Genomic DNA, 17845 nt, shown 5'->3' with positions numbered 1-17845 from the left:
ATCCTCAACTGTTAAGTTGGGGATTATCTTATGTTTTCATGCATTTTGAAAATATAAATCATACAGTGTTGACCTTGCTATGTTGCCTAGGTTGATTTGGCTCTTTTTGCATGTAGTTTTTCGTCTGGTAGAAAAGAGTTGCATCGCAATATAAGAGGACTCTCTTTTAGTTTCTTTATATTGTAAAATAGCTTGAATAATTGGGAAAATAGGCTATAATGAAATTCGAGTATACTTAAAGGAAAAAAACAACCATGACATTTAAAAAAAGTGAAACCCTCTATCTTCTAATGAGTTTAGTCTTAATGGTAATGATTTTTGGTCTTTATTTACTGGCTAAACGTGTTTATACTGTCAAACCTGACGATGTTGAAGTGGCCCCAACTCATGTGACTTCATCATCCTCGTCTTCTAAATCTTCAAACTCATTGGAAGCTGATTTGGATGATCTAGAGGCGAACCCAAGCCGAGAGGCCGCTGACGATGTTCAAAAAGAGATTGACCGGCTAGATGATAAGACTAAAAAATCAGACTATCAGGATCGTCTGAATGTGATTCTAGCCCAGATGGCGATTGATGCCGCGGATGCTAGCCGAACCGCTGATAGTATCCAAGAAGCTCAAGCAGCTATCGATAAAGTGCAGAGCCAGTCTGAAAAGACCGAGCTGCAGACTCAGTTAGACACTATCAGTCAGGGTGGTGGTCTGTCATCGAGTGTGGCTCAATAATTTAAATTAGAATTATTTTTGACATTTTTTTGTAATTTTTGGCTATAAAACCCTATTATATCAAGAGATTTCCTAAGAGAGGTATCTCGAAGAATATGACAGAGGTGTTAAAAAGAAGTTAAATTTCCTTGGACTTGGCAGGAAATTCAGGTATAATAGGTCAAGAAATACATTATAGTTGGAGATGACACTATGGCCAGACGCAGCCGTTCAAAGATCAAAACCTTTAGTACGCATTATTTCATCAATATTTTATTATTTGTGATCTACCTAGCCGTTTCTTCGGTGACAGTTCACACTATGTTTAAGTATCATTTTCTAGCCTTCCGTTACTTGAATATTATCATAACCCTAGTGCTGTTAACGGTTTTATTCCTGTCTGGCTTTTTGATACTAAAAAATAAGTTCAAACTAAGCACCAGCTTTCTCTTGGTGATTTTTACGACCCTATCGACGGTAACTTTCTTAGGATTTAATTCGACAGTGGGTTTCTTTGGCAATCTCAACAACTCTACCAAATATTCAGAAGTTGAAATGCAGGTAGTGGTGCCCAAGGATAGCCCAGCTAACAGTGTCAAGGAAATTGACACTGTTGAAGCGCCGACTCAGGCTGATGGAACCAATATTAATGAGTTCATTAAGCAATTTAAATCAGATACCTCTAAGAGCCTAAGAGTTAACCATGTAGATTCTTACGTTCAGGCCTATAACAATCTGACCTCAGGATCGACTCAGGCCATTATTTTAAACAGTGCCTATGCCAATCTGATAGAAAATCAGGATAAGGATTACCATAGTAAGGTCAAAGTCCTCTATAAATATAAAATTCAGACAGCTACCACTATCAAATCTAAGAAAAGGTCAAAAGCTGATGCCTTTAATATCTATATTTCAGGTATTGATACTTATGGTTCTATCAACTCAGTCTCTCGTTCTGATGTTAATATTATCATGACGGTCAACTTAAAGACCCACAAGGTGCTTTTGACAACTACCCCGCGTGATGCCTACGTTGCTATTCCTGATGGCGGCCAAAATCAAAAGGATAAGCTGACCCATGCTGGTCTCTACGGTGTTGAAACCTCTATGAAGACCCTGCAGAATCTCTATAATGTAGACATTGATTACTATGCCCGTCTCAACTTTACATCTTTCTTAAAGCTTGTTGATCTTTTGGGTGGTATTGATGTTTATAATGATCAAGCTTTCACGGCTCACACTAATAAAGACTATACCTTTGAAGTGGGTAATGTCCATTTGGATTCGCAAGGAGCTTTAGCTTTTGTGCGTGAACGCTACAGTCTTGAAAATGGGGATAATGACCGCGGTAAAAACCAGGAAAAAGTTATCTCGGCAATTATCAACAAGCTAGCCTCGAGCAAATCTATCAGTAAGATTTCATCGATTGCTAATAACCTACAAGACTCTATCCAAACTAATATGCCATTAGAAGATGTAATGACCATTGCTAATACGCAGCTGTCTTCAGGTAAAAAATTCACAGTAAGCTCACAAGCCGTTACAGGTACAGGTTCAACGGGAGAATTGCCATCTTACGCGATGCCGGGAGCCTCACTTTATATGATGCAGCTGGATGATACTAGTGTATCTGACGCTAGCCAGCAAATTGAGGACGTGTTAGGAGGAAAATAGGGTGATTGATATTCATTCGCATATTATTTTTGATGTGGATGACGGTCCTGCGACCTTGGAAGAAAGTCTAGCCCTAATTGCTGAGAGCTATCAGCAGGGAGTTAGGACGATTGTGGCTACCTCCCATCGCCGCAAAGGAATGTTTGAAACACCTGAAGAGACTCTGTGGGCTAATTTCCAGCAGGTCAAAGAGTCAGCTAAGGAGCGCTTTGCTGACTTAAACTTGCTCTACGGAGGTGAGCTCTACTATACAGAAGATCTGAGGCAAAAATTGGAGGCAGGTCTTGTGCCTACTATGGCTGAAAGCCGGTATGCCCTGATTGAGTTTAGTATGGCAACGCCTTGGCGAGACCTCCACCAAGCTCTAACGAAACTGCTCTTATTAGGGATTACTCCGATCGTTGCGCATATTGAACGCTATAATGCCTTAGAAAATAAGCCGGCTAGGGTTCAGGAGCTGCTCAATATGGGCTGTTATACCCAAGTGAACAGCAACCATGTCCTTAAGCCAAGGTGGTTTTCTGATTCGGAAAAAATCTTTAAAAGGCGGGGTCGTTACTTTTTAGAGCAAGATTTAGTTTCTTGCATTGCCAGTGATATGCATAATCTAGATAAGCGTCCGCCTTTTATGGCTCAGGCCTATCAAGCAGTCCTCAAGGCTTATGGGCAGGACAAGGCGCAAGCCCTATTCAAAAACAACATGGCTCAGTTGCTTGGCCATGAGTATGTATAAAGGAGTACCTATGAATTCAGCAGAAAATGCATCATTTGAAATTGATGTGTTCGCCCTACTTAAGAAACTGTGGAACCGAAAGTTTTTGATCATTTTTGTTTCCCTGCTTCTTGGCTTTGTCACTTTATTTGTGAGTGCTTTCATTCTCCCCAAGGAATACACTTCATCCACACGTATTTATGTGGTGCATAACAATAGTAATTCCATCAACTATCAGGACATTCAAGCCGGAACTGATTTGGTTAATGACTATAAAGAAATTATCCAATCACAGGATGTTTTGGATGAAGTTGTTGACAAGCAAAAATTGGATATCACGCCAGAGGAACTGGGGAACCGTATTGTAGTTGATGTACCAACAGATACGCGTCTGATTACTATTTCGGTTAAAGATAGAAATGCTCAAGAAGCTAGCCGCTTAGCTAATGCTATCCGTGATGTTGCTATCCAGAAGATTAAGGATGTGACTAAGGTCGAGGATGTGACGATTGCCGAAACAGCCAAAGTTCCCACAGCGCCGAGCTCTCCTAATATCAAACGCAATCTAATTCTCGGTATCTTAGCAGGAGGTTTCCTCACGGTCGTAACCTTGATTATCTTTGAAGCTTTGGATGATCGGATTAAGACCAGTGAAGATGTGGAAAAAGCCTTGGATCGTACCTTGCTTGGGGTGGTTCCAGCAGTTGAGCAGTAGGAGGAATGATGGGTTACTTAGAGTTAGCAAAACAAAAAGAAAAACTGATCAATACGGCAGAGGAATATTATAATTCCATCCGTGCTAATATCCAATTTAGCGGCAGTCATATCAAGGTTATTGCACTGACCTCGGTGCAGCCGCAAGAAGGTAAGTCTACAACGACTGCAAGTTTAGCGGTATCTTTTGCGCGTGCAGGCTTCAAGACCTTACTGATTGATGCTGATACCCGCAACTCAGTCATGATGGGTACCTTTAAACCGGACGGTTCAGTCAAGGGATTAACCGATTTCTTAACGGGCTATGCAGACCTGCAGGCTGTTATCAGTCGTACCAGTGTTGACAATCTTTCCCTTATTCCTGCGGGACAGGTTCCTCCTAATCCGACTGCTCTGCTTCAGAGTGATAATTTTAAGCGTATGATTGGGGCGGTCAGAGAGCACTATGATTATGTTCTGATCGATACGCCGCCAATTGGTCGAGTAGTTGATGCGGCTATTATAGCTCAGGAGTCTGATGCATCGGTTTTGATTACCGAAGCAGGCCTTATCCATGCTCGATTTGCTAAGAAGGCTATCGAGCAGATGGAAAAGAGTGGCGCACAGTTTCTGGGTGTTATTCTCAATAAGGTTGATGAAAGAACAGAAAACTACGGTAGTTACGGCAGCTATGGCGATTATGGTGATAGAGCTAGAAAGAAGCCGCAATCTAGCTCTCACCACAGCAGAAGAGCTAAATAAGAACTGGTCATTAGACCGGTTTTTTAATAGCCTAAACCTGCCAGTCTCAAAGGTTTTTGCTATAATATGGACAAGGTATTTGCAATCGAAAGAGAGGACATCATTATGGAACGTGCTATTTTTGCCGGCGGTTGTTTTTGGTGTATGGTTCAGCCCTTTGAAGAGCAAGAGGGAATATTATCAGTTCGTTCTGGCTACACTGGGGGTCATGTCGAAAATCCGACCTATGAGGAGGTTTGTTCCCATACAACAGGCCATACAGAAGCAGTCGAAATTATCTTCGATGAGAACCAAGTTTCCTATGAGGAACTAGTGGAACTTTACTGGGCCCAGACCGATCCGACGGATGCTTTTGGTCAGTTTGAAGACCGCGGAGATAATTACCGGCCGGTTATCTTTTATACGACGGACGAACAAAAAGCTATCGCTGAAAAATCTAAGGCCAATCTAGCTGCTTCTGGACGCTTTGAGGCTCCAATCGTCACTAGTATTGAGCCAGCCCAGACTTTTTATCTAGCTGAGGACTACCATCAGGAGTTTTACAAGAAAAATCCCGAGCGCTATGCCCAGTCCAGCCGTCTACGGCATCACTTTTTGGAGGAACATTGGCAATGAGAAAGTCCTTTTACACCTGGCTGATGACACAAAGAAATCCTAAATCCCATGAACCAGCAGCTCTGCTGGCTGATCTGGTCTTTAAAGATACGACCTTTCCCAAGCATACGGATAATTTCGAGGAGGTCAGCCGCTATCTAGAAGACCAGGCTAGCTTTAGCTTTAACCTAGGCGATTTTGATAAGATTTGGGAAGATTATTTGGCCCATTAGGCTTTACTATAAAGGAGAAAGTAAAGACAAACCTATTTGTGACCTCTACTTAACCAGTATTTAGAAGCGTCTTTTCTTGTCATTAAATTTGACGTATGATTACGAACAACTATTAAATTTATAGTTGTTTTTTTATTGACAAAGATAATAGATGTGATAGAATATTCTCCTTTGCCAAAAATAATACCTGGGGGTAATGAAACAATGAGTGATATTTATATTCAAGATTCGGCTTTAAAATTGTCCTTATGTGAAGGCAGAATGATTGTCAGAAATGATAGCAGGGAGATTGTCGAAGAGATCGGACTGGACGAAATTGAAAATGTCTTAATATTTGGCCAATCGCAGTTAACCACCCAATTATTAAAAAAGCTATCATTAAAGAAAATCAATACGCATTTTTTTACTGATAATGGTAGATACATCGCAACAGTAGACTCTGGGCGGGAAGAAAATTTTACCAAGCAGGAACAGCAAGCAAAGGCTCATTTTAATATTCCTTTTAGGACAAATATGGCTAGGAGGATGCTATCTTCAAAGGTCCAAAACCAAATGAATCTACTGAAGGCATTTGATCAGGAGAACCTGCTTGATGAAGAGGATTATCAGCGATTTTCAAGAGCTTTAAAGCAGATTTCACTAGCTGAAAGTATCCACGAAATGATGGGTTATGAAGGTAAGTGTGCCAAGTCTTATTTCTACTTTTTAGGACTACTAGTTCCTGAGCCCTTTGCTTTTTCAGGTCGGACACGGCGTCCAGCTATGGACTGTTTTAACAGCTTGCTTAATTTTGGCTATAGCATTCTTTATAGTTTTATGATTGGCATGGTACGCAAGGCTGGCTTGAGTCAAGGATTTGCAATGATTCATGAGAATTATGGACACCATGCTTCCTTAGCAAGTGATTTAATGGAAGAATGGCGTCCAGTGATCGTAGATGACTTGGTGATGACCATGCTAGGCAATGGCAGTATTGGGCAGGATAGCTTTGCAAAGACGGAAGAAGGACTGTTTTTGACAAGAGAAGCGCAAAGACTTTTTCTGACGGCGTTATCGTCTCGAATGCTGGAAATTCATTCTTACATTGAGGGTGATAAGAAGAGGTATTCTTTTATCTATATGGTCGAAATGCAGATCGACTCGCTAATTCGAGCGTTTGCAGAAGAAGATCCTTCTGTTTATTTGGTCAGTTTTACAGGAGAATAGGAATGGGGTTATTTTTCAATTTAAGTGATGATGAGAGAGAATTTGCCCAACCAAAGGTTGTGTACTGTCTTGTCATTTATGATATTGTCAGCAGTAAAAGGAGGCTTAAATTATCACATTTACTTGAATCCTTTGGCACCAGAGTTCAAAAATCTTGTTTCGAGATTAAAATTAGCAAGGCTTCCTACACTAAACTTTTAACGCTATTAGACGATTATTACCAAGAGACAGAAGGGGATCGTATACGGGTTTATAAGGTAAGGGAAAACGAAAGGATCCTTTTTGACACCGATCATCATGCGAATGAAAAGGCGAGACAAATCCTTCTATAATTGAGTTCTGGTATAAAAAATGATAGACTGATAAAAAGGGCTAAGTTATATCTAACTAGATATAGTAGCACTAGGGCTTTATGTCCACAAAATGTGCTGTTAGAAAACCCTGTTCCTCGAGAGGGGACGGAAACAAGAGTCCTTTCTGTTTAGTCTTGTTGTGTTAAGGTTGTTAGAAAACCCTGTTCCTCGAGAGGGGACGGAAACTCATCATCGTTGAGTAATGGAAATTGTGCTTTAAGTTAGAAAACCCTGTTCCTCGAGAGGGGACGGAAACACGCGCCCTTGCTTCTTTAGCATAGCCATTTCATCGTTAGAAAACCCTGTTCCTCGAGAGGGGACGGAAACCGTCCTGCTACAAGACCTACAGAGATTTTATCTTTCTGTTAGAAAACCCTGTTCCTCGAGAGGGGACGAAAACTCAAGTTGGTTTGGGTGCAATCAAAGTAGGTGATACAGTTAGAAAACCCTGTTCCTCGAGAGGGGACGAAAACACTTCAGGCCAGTGTACATAGATTTGAGGTTTAGCGTTAGACACCCCTGTTCCTCGCGAGGGGACGAAAACCTCCTTCAGCTTGTACTTTAGGATTAACTAAAGATTGTTAGAAAACCCTATTCCTCGAGAGGGGACGAAAACCCCACGGCCATCATCCCAAGGGGCATCAGGTTCCCATGTTAGAAAACCCTATTCCTCGAGAGGGGACGGAAACATGCTTCAATTTCTGCTTTGACAAAATCATAGTCTGTTAGGCACCCCTAATCCTCGGGAGGGGACGAAAACCTTGAGATTTCTGTTTTTAATATCTAAATCAAAAGTTAGACACCCCTATTCTTCGCAAGGGAGCGGAAACGCATAATAAACTTCTTTAGGGTATTTTACATTTGTTAGGAAACCTTATTCCTCGGGAGGGGACGGAAACCCTAGTGCAATTCCAGCGATGGTTACTAGTCCTACAGTTAGCAACCCCTATTCCTCGAGAGGGGACGAAAACTAGTCGCTTGTCCGCCAATAGAAAAAACGCCCTTAGGTTAGAAAACCCTACTCCTCGGGAGGGGACGGAAACATTCGTCTCTAGCTACTTCAATGATTTACAATATTGTTAGACACCCCTGTTCCTCGAGAGGGGACAAAATTGTTTAAGTTTATTCAAAAAATATGTATAAGTGCTTGAAATTCATTGGAAAATGTTGTAAAATGCAGGTAATTAAATAAGAAAAAGGGCGCCTCTTCTCTGGTGAAAAATACTTTTCATGCAGAAGGGCGCTTTTTAGGTACGAAAATGAAACAAATAGCAATATATTTTAAGAAAACAAAATTAACGGCTAATGAGTTAGCTCTCAAGTTTCAGGGCTTTCTCCTCAGCCATCTACCACAGGAAGATGCAGCCTTCCTTCATCAGCAGGAAACGAATCCCTATTCATCATTAGTGCTTTCGAGAAATGAGCATCAAATTTGGTACATTAATCTTTTGACAGATGAGATGTGTGAAGCCTTGCAAAACTTTTTAACAAGCTTGGATAACATTCAGTTAGACTCTTATGAGCATTTGATTATGGTTGAAAAGGTAGAAATAAAATCATTATCGTCCGAGCAGCTCATTCATTTGTTCAACGAGGATTGTGATCAACCCACCTTTTCCATTAGATTTATAACGCCGACGAGTTTTAAATCAAAGGGAGAGTACAGTATTTTTCCTACAGTACGCTTTATTTTTCAAAGTCTGATGCAGAAGTATAGCCGACTTTATCCCGATTTGAATACTTTTGATGAGTCCTTACTGGATTATCTGGCAGAGCATGCTAAGATTACCAGTTATCAGCTGCAGACACATTATTATTCTGTCCATAAGAGCAAAATACCGGCCTTTCAAGGAAGGATAACAATAAAGCTTTATGGTGCTTCGACCTTGAAAGCCTTTGTCAAAATGCTCCTGACTTTTGGCGAATTCTCGGGTGTCGGCGTTAAAACCAGCATGGGAATGGGAGGTGTTCGTATTGAAGAAAGAAAAAATTGATTTATTTTATGGCGGTTTACTCCACGATATTGGTAAAGTGGTACAGAGAGCGACAGGTGAGCATCGAAAGCACGCGATTGTTGGTGCTGACTGGTTTGAGCGTTTTTCCGATAACAAAGCGATTTCCCAGCAAATCCGTTATCACATGGCCAACTATCAGTCAGATTTAGAGCCTGACAATCTCGCCTATATTACCTATATAGCAGATAATATTGCATCTGGCATTGACAGACGAGAGAGCCAAGAGGAGGCAGATGGGCAAATTGCGCAAACAATCTGGGATACTTACACCAATCAAGCGGATATTTTTAATACTTTTGGGCAAACAAGAACAGAGCGCTATTTCCAGCCTAAAGAGCTCAATGTCAAAGATAGGCCGAACATGCCAAGACCGGAAAATAGTAAATTTTCAAAGGGAGCTTATGCCGGGATTTTAAATCGCATTGAATCAACCATTCAGGTCATGTCTTTTGATGAAGATTATATTGATTCTGCTTTAAATCTGATGGAAGCTACTTTATCTTTTGTACCTGCTTCGACTAATACAAAAGAATTGGCGGATATTTCACTCTATGAGCACAGCAAATTAACAGCTGGTTTTGGGGCGGCAATTTATGATTATCTGGGTGCGTCAGGACGCAGTAATTTTAAGCAGGACTTGTTCCTACAGAGCAAGGAATTTTATCAAGAGAAGGCCTTTTTACTCGTAAGTTTTGACTTATCTGGAATTCAGAATTTCATTTATAATATTGCGACTAAGGGTGCTTTGAAGCAGTTAAAAGCACGCAGTCTTTATCTTGATTTCATGAGTGAGCATATCGTTGACAGCTTGCTGACAGAGCTAGAGCTGACACGGGCCAATCTCATGTATGTGGGCGGCGGCCATGCCTACTTTGTTTTGCCAAATACAGACAAGACGAAAGCGATCGTGGCAAATTTTGAAAAATCTTTTAACCAATTTTTAACAGGGCATTTTCAAACAAGGCTCTATGTGGCCTTTGGCTGGAGCGAATTTGCGGCGGCAGACATTATGAGCGGCAGTCATTCAGCCCAGTCTTATCGTGCCATTTATCAAAGCGCCAGCCGTCAAATTTCCGATAAAAAATTGTCACGTTATGATTGGCAAACCTTATTAGTTTTAAATAGAGGCGGGAAAAAAGAAGGCAGAGAATGTGCGATTTGTCATGCTGTGGGCAATCTGAGAGAAGCAAATGATCAATTCTTGTGTCCCGTTTGTGATGAACTCCGTCAATTTGCTAAAAAAATCGGTCAAACCCATTTTGTCATTTCAGCTAGGCCGGTTGGCCTTCCTATCGGACCGAATGCCTACTTGACCGCTGCTGATGAGGAAAAAGTGAAAACGGGAATTGACGGCAGGGTATATAGCAAAAATGATTTTCAGACAGGGCAAGTTTTGGCAACTCATATTTTTGTTGGAGATTATGCTTTTACAGACATCAGTGACTATGCCCTTCTATCTTCACAATATGAATTGTCCAATGAAGAGCAAGCAGGGATCAAACGTCTAGCGGTTGTCCGCTTGGATGTTGATAATCTGGGTGCCGGCTTTATGGCCGGTTTCTCCTATCAAGATCATGGAAAATTCAATACCTTCTCACGGACAGCGACCTTTTCACGGAGTATGACCCAATTCTTCAAAGTTTACATCAATCAGTTTGCTCAGGATAAAAAACTTTCTATCATCTATGCTGGTGGTGATGATGTTTTTGCGATTGGAACATGGCAAGATATTATTGATTTCACCATTGAGCTGAGGCAGCAATTCATCCAATGGACCAATGGCAAATTAACCTTATCAGCTGGTCTTGGTTTGTTTACTGATAAAACGCCTGTAAGCCTGATGGCTAGAGTTAGTGGGGACTTAGAAGAAGCTGCCAAAGATAATCCAAATCACGATAAGGACAGTATAGCCTTGTTTGATTCGCACTTTGTTTTTCAGTTTGATCAGTTTATCAATGATATCTATGAAAGTAAATTAGCTTTTATTCGCAAATTCTTTAATCAACAAGATGAAAGGGGCCATGGCTTTGTCTACCGCCTCTTAGAATTGGTAAAAAGTCAAGAAAAAATGGATATTGCCCGACTGGCTTATTATCTTTCTCGTATGGAAGATGCCACGAAAAAGGAGAATAAAGAAGCCTTTAAACAATTTAAAGCGCAATTCTTCGAGTGGGCTACTGGCAGTAAACAGGTTAAGAAAGAAGCGGAATTAGCACTAACACTTTATATCTACGAAACAAGAAAGGAAAAATAGCATGGCGATTTTAACAGATGAGAACTATGTTGACAAAGCTGAAAGAGTGATTAAGGGACTTTCTAAAAAGTCAGATAAAAATGGAGAACCAATTTATTATTTAACAACTAGCCAAATCAGAAATCTTTTGTCTTTGACAAGCAGTCTCTATGATGAAAGCAATGTCAAGGCATTTGAAGAACTGAATGATAAATTTGCCTATCTCAGAGTGCAGTTTGTTTATCAATCAGGTCGCAATTCAGTTAAGAAAGGTAGAAATGATTTTTTTCCGGTCAAAGAGCTGGTTGAAAGGGCCCAAATTTTGGACATTTTAAAAGAGGTTAAAGATACTGCGAGTTTGCAGCGTTTTTGTCGCTACATGGAAGCCTTGGTGGCCTACTTTAAGTTTTATGGAGGTAAAGATTAATGACATATGCAAAGGTAAAAATTTCTGCTAATCTACTTTTGGAGAGCGGTTTACACATTGGCGGAAGCAGCGCTTATGCAGCCATCGGAGCTGTTGATTCTCCTGTTATTAAAGACCCTGTGACTCATTTGCCAATTATTCCGGGATCCAGTCTCAAGGGAAAAATCCGTGCCCTTCTCTCTAAGACAGATTATAATCACAATACGAGCAGTGATTTAGGAAATGACAGCGATGAGATTAGCCGCCTATTTGGCAATAGTAAAAATGCCGACTATAAGCTTGGTCGCTTGGTCTTTCGTGATGCTTTTTTGACCAATAAAGAGGAGTTAGATGCTAAAGGTGTTCACAGCTATACAGAAGTGAAATTTGAAAATACGATTGACCGTATTACAGCAGAAGCAACTCCACGCCAGATTGAACGGGCTATTCGTACCAGCGAGTTTGGTTTTGAAGTGATTTATGAGATTACAGATAAAAGTATTGACCAAGTTTCAGATGATATGGCTATTTTACGAGATGGTATTCGTTTGCTTGAAATGGATTATCTCGGTGGTTCTGGCAGCCGTGGTTATGGCAAGGTTGCCTTTAAGGATTTAAAAGCAGAAACGGTATACGGGGATTACGATGCAGCAGCAATCAATGCTCTATTAGGTGAGGAGGTCTGAGATGACCTATAAACTTTATCAATTACAATTTGATTCAGTTCATTTTGGCAGTGGCAGTCTTGAATTTTTAGAGATGACTTTTTCTGCTGATCGACTTTTCTCAGCTCTGGTTTTAGAAGCAAAGAAATCCAATCGCTTAGATGAGTGGATGGAACTGGCTCAGTCAGATACTTTTGCTATGACAGATGCCTTTCCATATCATTCAGTCCCCTTTTTGCCAAAGCCAATCGGTTTTCCTTCATACGAGAAGTTTGACCAAACCAAAGATGCCATCACCTTGCGTCAAGAAGCTAAAAAAACTAAGAAACTCGATTTCATGCAATATGAGTTATTAGCAAAATTTTTAGAAGGCGATGTCATTGACAGTGACAAACATTCAGAACAGTTTATTGTAACCAAAAATAGGCCTCATGTAGATGGAGCTCTTTATCAGGTTGGGGTTTCCGTACCAAAGGAGGAAGGCGTTTCTTTATATGTCATCGCCAGTCAATCTGAATTGTTTGATGATTTGATGGCTTCTCTGCAGTTTTCGGGGTTAGGCGGTAAGCGTACCAGCGGCTACGGCCGTTTTGATTTAAGGATTTTGGATCTTCCTAGTAAATTGGAAGCTAGGTTGACCAGTAATCATCAAGGATTAGTGATGACATTGACGACCAGTTTGCCTCTTGATGATGAATTAGAAAATGCCATGATAGGAGCAAAATATCTGCTGCAAAAATCAAGTGGTTTTGCTTTCAGTCAAGCTTTAGCAGAAAACTTCAGAAAACAGGACTTATATAAGTTTAAATCTGGCTCCACCTTCCAACAAACCTTTACGGGTCAGATTGTTGATGTTAGACCAGATGACTTTCCTCATCCAGTGTGGAATTATGCCAAGCCCTTATTTTACCGATTGGAGGATTAAGTATGAAACATTCTTACAGACAGTTTCAAATGGATGTTGTAGCACTGGCTCCAATCCATATTGGCAGCGGGGAAAAATATACATCTCGAGAGTTTATTTATGAAAATAAAAGCTACTATTTTCCAGATATGGGTCAGTTTTATCAGGAAATGATAAGACTAGGTTTAGCTGAAAAATACGAACGATTTTTAATTGAGCCAAAAAACAAGAAAAAACGATTAAATGCTTTTCTATATCAAAATGATATTCAAATGAGAAACTTTGGCGGCTATGTCCTCGAAGAAACGGGATTTGAGAAAACCGAATCAACGCGTGGAAGTTTAAATGATATTTCTAAATTTATCAGAGATGGCTTAGGCCAGCCCTACGTCCCGGGTTCTTCTTTAAAAGGTGCCATTCGTACGATTTTGATGAATACCGAATGGAAAAACAAGGATTTTGTGGATAGAAGAGGACGTAAACCTAAGGAATATAAAAAAGCTATTCCTTGGGGACCCCAAAAAGGTCAAGCCTTAAATGATATTTTCCATGACATTAGAGTCAGTGACAGCCAACCTTTAGAAAATGACAACCTTATCATCGTTCAGAAATGGGATTATAGAAGGGATAAGGATAAGGTAATTGCTTTACCCCTGTATCGTGAATCTATAAGACCATTTACTTGTTTGCAATTTACGATTACAACGACTTCAGAACAGGCTTATAAGCTGATTTCAAAATTAACAGTTTGTGCGAATCAATTTTATAAAGAGTACCAGTCATTCTTCTTAGACGAACAGTCAAAAAAAGAATATATCCAAGATAATATCCAGTATCCAATTTATTTAGGTGCTGGTAGTGGTGTATGGACTAAGACAATTATGAGTCAGGCTGATGGAATCGTTCAAAGGCGATATGCAAGGATGAAAGCAACCAAAATGGTTGGTAAAGGTGTTGTCAAGTTAACGAAGGTACCTCAGTTTAATGAGGATAAGAAATTAATTAAAAATCAGGACTCTCTGTACGAGATGGGAAAAACATACTTTACGATAAAGGAGATTTAGATGAGAGTTTTAATTTCAGCAACAGGGGATACTGATCCAATCAGAGATTTTCATGACGGCCCTTTATTGCATATTGCAAGGAAATACCGACCTGATAAAATTGTCATCATTTATTCAGAGAGGACCATCGCAAAAAAAGACAAGATGGAATTGGCTATTCAGTCAATTCCACAATACCATCCTGAAATCATCACTCATGGTGAAATTATTCCTGATCAATTGATTTTTCAGTTTGATATTATGTATGATAAGGTGACTTCTATTATCCAGACTTATTTGGACAAGGATAGCGAGCTCATTCTTAATCTATCTAGTGCTACTCCTCAGGTTAAAGCAGCCTTTTTCATTGCCAATCGCTTGAATGATATGAATGTCACAGCTGTTCAAGTAGCAAGTCCAGCTGATGGCTCAAATGAAGGCATTCCCCATGCCAATAAAGAAGATATTCATGATTTGATTGAATACAATTTTGATAATATAGCTGATTATGAAGACCGAACGGTTGAGGACAAAGCTGAAAAGTTTAGTTTAGCACTCTTAAAGCGAAACCTCAGAAATCTAATTAGTCATTATGATTATAAGGCTGCCTTAGATATGTTGGAGCAAGAGGCCGAATTTCCTCAGTCGAAATTACTAAGAGATAAGCTAAAGGATATTGTCGAATCACATAATAAGCAAGGACTTCCAAAGGGAATTCAAAAGAAAAAAATAAACAATGAGGAAAAGAAAATCTTAAATAGCTATCTACTAATAGACTTGCAAAAGAAGCGAGGCAATCTGTCTGAAAGTCTGATTCGTATCAAAAGCTTGACGGAGTATCTGTTAGACTACCTGATTACAAAAGAATCTCCGAATGCCATTACTGATTATTGTGATTCTGAAGATAAGAAATATCTGAATCTATTTGATTACAATAGATTATTGAAAAATCATAAAATGTGGGCAATTCAGAAGTTGATAGGGCCAATGATATCATTAAACGATTCGAGAAATACAATAGCCCACAGCCTTGATCAACTTGATTCTGAAGCCATTAAATATTTGGGACAGGCAGTCAAAAATGTGAAGATATTGATTATTGGAAACACAGCCATCACAAACCAGATGTCTCAATTTTATGATGATTTCAACCAAAGTTGTTTAGCATTATTATAAGGGGATATAAGATGAAGGTATTAATTTCGGCAGTTGGAGATACCGATCCGATAAGAGGCAATCATGACGGCCCTTTATTGCATATTGCAAGACATTATAGACCTGAAAGAATTATCTTGATTTATAGTGAAGGGATGATTCATAAGAGGGAACGAATTGAAAAAGCCATTCTTTCTATACCGGATTATCATCCTGAAATAGTCGTGGATTCTAAAATTTTAGCAGATAATGATGTTTTTCGTTTTGATAGAATGTATGAACAGCTACTAGAGATTATTAATAAGCATATTAACGAGGACGATGAGTTCTTGCTCAACTTATCAAGTGCGACAGCGCAAGTGACGTCAGCAATGTTCACAATTAATAAGATTAATAATCTAAATGTAAGGGCTATTCAAGTACCAACACCGCAAAAGGGGTCCAATCGGAATAATCCAGATGATCAAAAAGATATAGAACTGTTAATTTCGGACAATAAAGATGCTTGCCAAGATGCTGAAAAACGTATTATTGAAGAAGATGCCGAGAAGTTCAGTCAATCGTTAATCAAACGCAACTTAAGAGAATTGATCAATCATTATGATTACCAAGGTGCCTACGAATTGTTGCTTCAAAAGGAAAATAAAAAGCTTATTTCATACTCAAAACGTGCAAAACTTCTTTCTCAGACAGAAAAGCTGATGGATTCTTTTAAATATCAAAAAATCTTACCGGACTTACTAGAAGATGCAGAAGCAACAGAAAAACAAAGGAAAGTGCTCAATTTTTTTCTGTTGATTGATATTATAAATAGGCGTGGTTTGATCGCTGATGTCTTGATTAAATCTAAATCATTGGCAGAATTTGTTCTTCAGGACTATATTGATTCCAATTATTCCGGTCTCATTCTGATAGAAGACGGATTACCAAAAATTAATGAGAATCATCCTCTGGCTGAAACGGTTAATAATTATATCAGCGATGATTTTAAAGCACGAATGGGCGAAAATTATGATGATAACAAACCCTATGATACTCGCTCAACTTTAAATATTCATTCCTTCATTAATATTATTGACTGTTTAGAAAAAGATAACCAATTGACAAGGCTGGTCAAACCGATTTTAGTCTTGAATGCCATGAGAAATAAGATTGCCCATGGTCTGTCTGAAATAGATCGTCAGCTAGTGAATAATAAAAAACTAAAAGAGTTACTGACAAACTTGAAGCAGCTTGTTATCAGTATTTATAGCATTAATGAAAACTCCTTTGACTATTTTGAAGAAAAAAATAAGTATCTATTCCAGTTATTAAATTAAATATCAATAGATTAACTACTAAAAATCAAACAATCACCACTTTAGCGCAGGTATATTTGACCGTGCTTTTTTTGGACAAATACGATATAATGAGACCACTAGTAAGCAAAGAAAGAGGCAGCCTATTTGCAGGACTATTCTGTTGATATTAATTTAAAACATCCCGATGATTTGATGGCTCTTTTCGGTAGCAATGAGCGTCATCTGAAATTGATTGAAGAAAATGCAGGCGTGGTTATCCATGCCAGAACTGAAGTGGTGCAGATTCTCAGCGATGATGAGGAATCTTTGGAGATTGCCCGCTTGACCATTGAGGCTCTCTTAGTCTTAGTGGACCGAGGCATGCTGATCAATACTTCTGATGTTGTCACTGCCCTGAGCATGGCTCAAGGCGGAACGATTGACCAATTCGTCGCCCTCTATGAAGAGGAAATTATCAAAGATAATTACGGAAAGCCAATCCGTGTCAAAACTCTGGGGCAAAAGGTTTATGTGGATAGTGTCAAGAATCACGATGTCGTCTTTGGTATCGGTCCAGCAGGAACTGGGAAAACCTTTCTGGCTGTTACCTTAGCGGTGACAGCTCTTAAACGCGGTCAAGTCAAGCGCATTATCCTAACGCGTCCAGCTGTTGAAGCTGGCGAAAGTCTGGGCTTCCTGCCAGGTGACCTCAAGGAAAAGGTGGATCCTTATCTGCGACCAGTCTATGATGCCCTCTACCAGATTTTGGGCAAGGACCAGACCACACGTCTTATGGAGCGCGAGATCATTGAGATTGCCCCTCTGGCCTATATGCGGGGGCGGACTCTGGATGATGCCTTTGTTATCCTGGATGAGGCTCAAAATACAACCATTATGCAGATGAAGATGTTCCTGACACGTCTAGGTTTTAACTCTAAGATGATTGTCAATGGCGATGTCAGTCAGATTGACCTGCCTAGGAATAGCCCTTCTGGTCTGCTCGATGCTATGGAGAAACTCAAAACTATTAAGCAGATTGACTTTGTTTACCTGTCTGCCAAGGATGTGGTCAGACACCCTGTGGTTGCTGAAATTATCAATGCTTATGAGCAAGAGGCTGAGTAATTTAGGAGAGCTTTTAAGCCATATAACTACAAAAAGAGTGGGAAGTTAGTTGCTAAAGAACTAACTTCCCACTCTTTTAACTTTA

General features: G+C 39.7%; 18 protein-coding genes and 1 CRISPR repeat array. All 18 genes read left to right on the top strand.

Features of this window, described 5'->3' with window-relative positions:
• Positions 1–254 precede the first annotated feature (254 nt).
• The 18 genes from AC4HAO_RS07915 to AC4HAO_RS07830 all read left to right on the top strand — a co-directional run bounded on the left by AC4HAO_RS07915 (position 255) and on the right by AC4HAO_RS07830 (position 17760).
• Positions 255–728 (top strand): hypothetical protein, encoded by a 474-nt coding sequence (locus tag AC4HAO_RS07915; protein WP_491135052.1) that lies wholly within the window; start codon positions 255–257, stop codon positions 726–728.
• A 192-nt stretch (positions 729–920) separates the two neighbouring features.
• The gene (cpsA, locus tag AC4HAO_RS07910; protein WP_491135051.1) at positions 921–2381 is read left to right on the top strand and encodes an LCP family glycopolymer transferase CpsA; all 1461 of its coding nucleotides are present in this window, start codon (positions 921–923) and stop codon (positions 2379–2381) included.
• A gap of 1 nt (position 2382) precedes the next feature.
• A complete protein-coding gene (gene cps4B / locus AC4HAO_RS07905) occupies positions 2383–3114 on the top strand; it encodes a capsular polysaccharide biosynthesis protein Cps4B (protein ID WP_491135050.1) in 732 nt (243 codons plus the stop codon).
• Positions 3115–3124: 10 nt separating this feature from the next.
• Positions 3125–3808 carry a Wzz/FepE/Etk N-terminal domain-containing protein gene (locus AC4HAO_RS07900; RefSeq protein ID WP_491092667.1) on the top strand — a complete coding sequence of 228 codons (684 nt, stop codon included), beginning with the start codon at positions 3125–3127 and terminating at the stop codon, positions 3806–3808.
• 8 nt (positions 3809–3816) lie between these two features.
• Positions 3817–4548: a tyrosine-protein kinase gene (locus AC4HAO_RS07895; RefSeq protein WP_491135069.1), complete on the top strand. Its 732-nt coding sequence runs from the start codon at positions 3817–3819 to the stop codon at positions 4546–4548.
• A 105-nt stretch (positions 4549–4653) separates the two neighbouring features.
• Entirely contained in the window at positions 4654–5163 is a 510-nt protein-coding gene (gene msrA, locus AC4HAO_RS07890; RefSeq protein WP_491135049.1) for a peptide-methionine (S)-S-oxide reductase MsrA, read from the top strand.
• The gene (locus tag AC4HAO_RS07885; protein ID WP_491135068.1) at positions 5160–5375 is read left to right on the top strand and encodes a YozE family protein; all 216 of its coding nucleotides are present in this window, start codon (positions 5160–5162) and stop codon (positions 5373–5375) included. The genes msrA and AC4HAO_RS07885 overlap by 4 nt, the downstream gene beginning before the upstream one ends.
• 204 nt (positions 5376–5579) lie before the next feature.
• A complete protein-coding gene (gene cas1, locus AC4HAO_RS07880) occupies positions 5580–6581 on the top strand; it encodes a CRISPR-associated endonuclease Cas1 (RefSeq protein ID WP_165329382.1) in 1002 nt (333 codons plus the stop codon).
• Between the two features lie 2 nt (positions 6582–6583).
• Positions 6584–6913, top strand: coding sequence for a CRISPR-associated endonuclease Cas2 (gene cas2, locus AC4HAO_RS07875; protein ID WP_491135048.1), 330 nt, complete (start codon positions 6584–6586; stop codon positions 6911–6913).
• Positions 6914–7011: 98 nt separating this feature from the next.
• Positions 7012–7694: a CRISPR direct-repeat array (repeat unit 36 nt; unit sequence GTTAGAAAACCCTGTTCCTCGAGAGGGGACGGAAAC).
• Positions 7695–8193: 499 nt separating this feature from the next.
• A complete protein-coding gene (gene cas6, locus AC4HAO_RS07870) occupies positions 8194–8928 on the top strand; it encodes a CRISPR-associated endoribonuclease Cas6 (protein ID WP_491135047.1) in 735 nt (244 codons plus the stop codon).
• The gene (gene cas10, locus AC4HAO_RS07865; protein ID WP_491135046.1) at positions 8909–11203 is read left to right on the top strand and encodes a type III-A CRISPR-associated protein Cas10/Csm1; all 2295 of its coding nucleotides are present in this window, start codon (positions 8909–8911) and stop codon (positions 11201–11203) included. The genes cas6 and cas10 overlap by 20 nt, the downstream gene beginning before the upstream one ends.
• Before the next feature lies 1 nt (position 11204).
• Positions 11205–11609: a type III-A CRISPR-associated protein Csm2 gene (gene csm2, locus AC4HAO_RS07860; protein WP_491135044.1), complete on the top strand. Its 405-nt coding sequence runs from the start codon at positions 11205–11207 to the stop codon at positions 11607–11609.
• On the top strand, positions 11609–12274 hold the full coding sequence (gene csm3 / locus AC4HAO_RS07855) for a type III-A CRISPR-associated RAMP protein Csm3 (RefSeq protein WP_491135043.1): 666 nt from the start codon (positions 11609–11611) through the stop codon (positions 12272–12274). Before csm2 ends, csm3 begins: the two co-directional genes overlap by 1 nt.
• 1 nt (position 12275) lies before the next feature.
• The gene (csm4, locus tag AC4HAO_RS07850) at positions 12276–13178 is read left to right on the top strand and encodes a type III-A CRISPR-associated RAMP protein Csm4 (protein WP_491135042.1); all 903 of its coding nucleotides are present in this window, start codon (positions 12276–12278) and stop codon (positions 13176–13178) included.
• 2 nt (positions 13179–13180) lie between these two features.
• Positions 13181–14221, top strand: coding sequence for a type III-A CRISPR-associated RAMP protein Csm5 (gene csm5 / locus AC4HAO_RS07845; RefSeq protein ID WP_491135041.1), 1041 nt, complete (start codon positions 13181–13183; stop codon positions 14219–14221).
• Positions 14222–15376: a type III-A CRISPR-associated CARF protein Csm6 gene (gene csm6, locus AC4HAO_RS07840; protein ID WP_491135040.1), complete on the top strand. Its 1155-nt coding sequence runs from the start codon at positions 14222–14224 to the stop codon at positions 15374–15376.
• 11 nt (positions 15377–15387) lie between these two features.
• Complete coding sequence (gene csm6, locus AC4HAO_RS07835) at positions 15388–16674, top strand: type III-A CRISPR-associated CARF protein Csm6 (RefSeq protein ID WP_491135039.1); 1287 nt, start codon at positions 15388–15390, stop codon at positions 16672–16674.
• Between the two features lie 126 nt (positions 16675–16800).
• A complete protein-coding gene (locus AC4HAO_RS07830; RefSeq protein WP_491135038.1) occupies positions 16801–17760 on the top strand; it encodes a PhoH family protein in 960 nt (319 codons plus the stop codon).
• Positions 17761–17845: the final 85 nt, after the last annotated feature.

It is taken from the genome of Streptococcus sp. ELY_137 (genome assembly GCF_058314515.1).
Note: the sequence above shows the minus strand (reverse complement) of the source record. Positions and strands in the feature narration are given on the sequence as shown.

Bases quoted from the DNA above. Each gene is read 5' to 3' on its own strand.
- AC4HAO_RS07915 (WP_491135052.1), top strand. From the start codon at position 255: ATGACATTTAAAAAAAGTGAAACCCTCTATCTTCTAATGAGTTTAGTC.
- cpsA (WP_491135051.1), top strand. From the start codon at position 921: ATGGCCAGACGCAGCCGTTCAAAGATCAAAACCTTTAGTACGCATTAT.
- AC4HAO_RS07900 (WP_491092667.1), top strand. From the start codon at position 3,125: ATGAATTCAGCAGAAAATGCATCATTTGAAATTGATGTGTTCGCCCTA.
- AC4HAO_RS07895 (WP_491135069.1), top strand. From the start codon at position 3,817: ATGGGTTACTTAGAGTTAGCAAAACAAAAAGAAAAACTGATCAATACG.
- msrA (WP_491135049.1), top strand. From the start codon at position 4,654: ATGGAACGTGCTATTTTTGCCGGCGGTTGTTTTTGGTGTATGGTTCAG.
- AC4HAO_RS07885 (WP_491135068.1), top strand. From the start codon at position 5,160: ATGAGAAAGTCCTTTTACACCTGGCTGATGACACAAAGAAATCCTAAA.
- cas1 (WP_165329382.1), top strand. From the start codon at position 5,580: ATGAGTGATATTTATATTCAAGATTCGGCTTTAAAATTGTCCTTATGT.
- cas2 (WP_491135048.1), top strand. From the start codon at position 6,584: ATGGGGTTATTTTTCAATTTAAGTGATGATGAGAGAGAATTTGCCCAA.
- cas6 (WP_491135047.1), top strand. From the start codon at position 8,194: ATGAAACAAATAGCAATATATTTTAAGAAAACAAAATTAACGGCTAAT.
- csm2 (WP_491135044.1), top strand. From the start codon at position 11,205: ATGGCGATTTTAACAGATGAGAACTATGTTGACAAAGCTGAAAGAGTG.
- csm3 (WP_491135043.1), top strand. From the start codon at position 11,609: ATGACATATGCAAAGGTAAAAATTTCTGCTAATCTACTTTTGGAGAGC.
- csm4 (WP_491135042.1), top strand. From the start codon at position 12,276: ATGACCTATAAACTTTATCAATTACAATTTGATTCAGTTCATTTTGGC.
- csm5 (WP_491135041.1), top strand. From the start codon at position 13,181: ATGAAACATTCTTACAGACAGTTTCAAATGGATGTTGTAGCACTGGCT.
- csm6 (WP_491135040.1), top strand. From the start codon at position 14,222: ATGAGAGTTTTAATTTCAGCAACAGGGGATACTGATCCAATCAGAGAT.
- csm6 (WP_491135039.1), top strand. From the start codon at position 15,388: ATGAAGGTATTAATTTCGGCAGTTGGAGATACCGATCCGATAAGAGGC.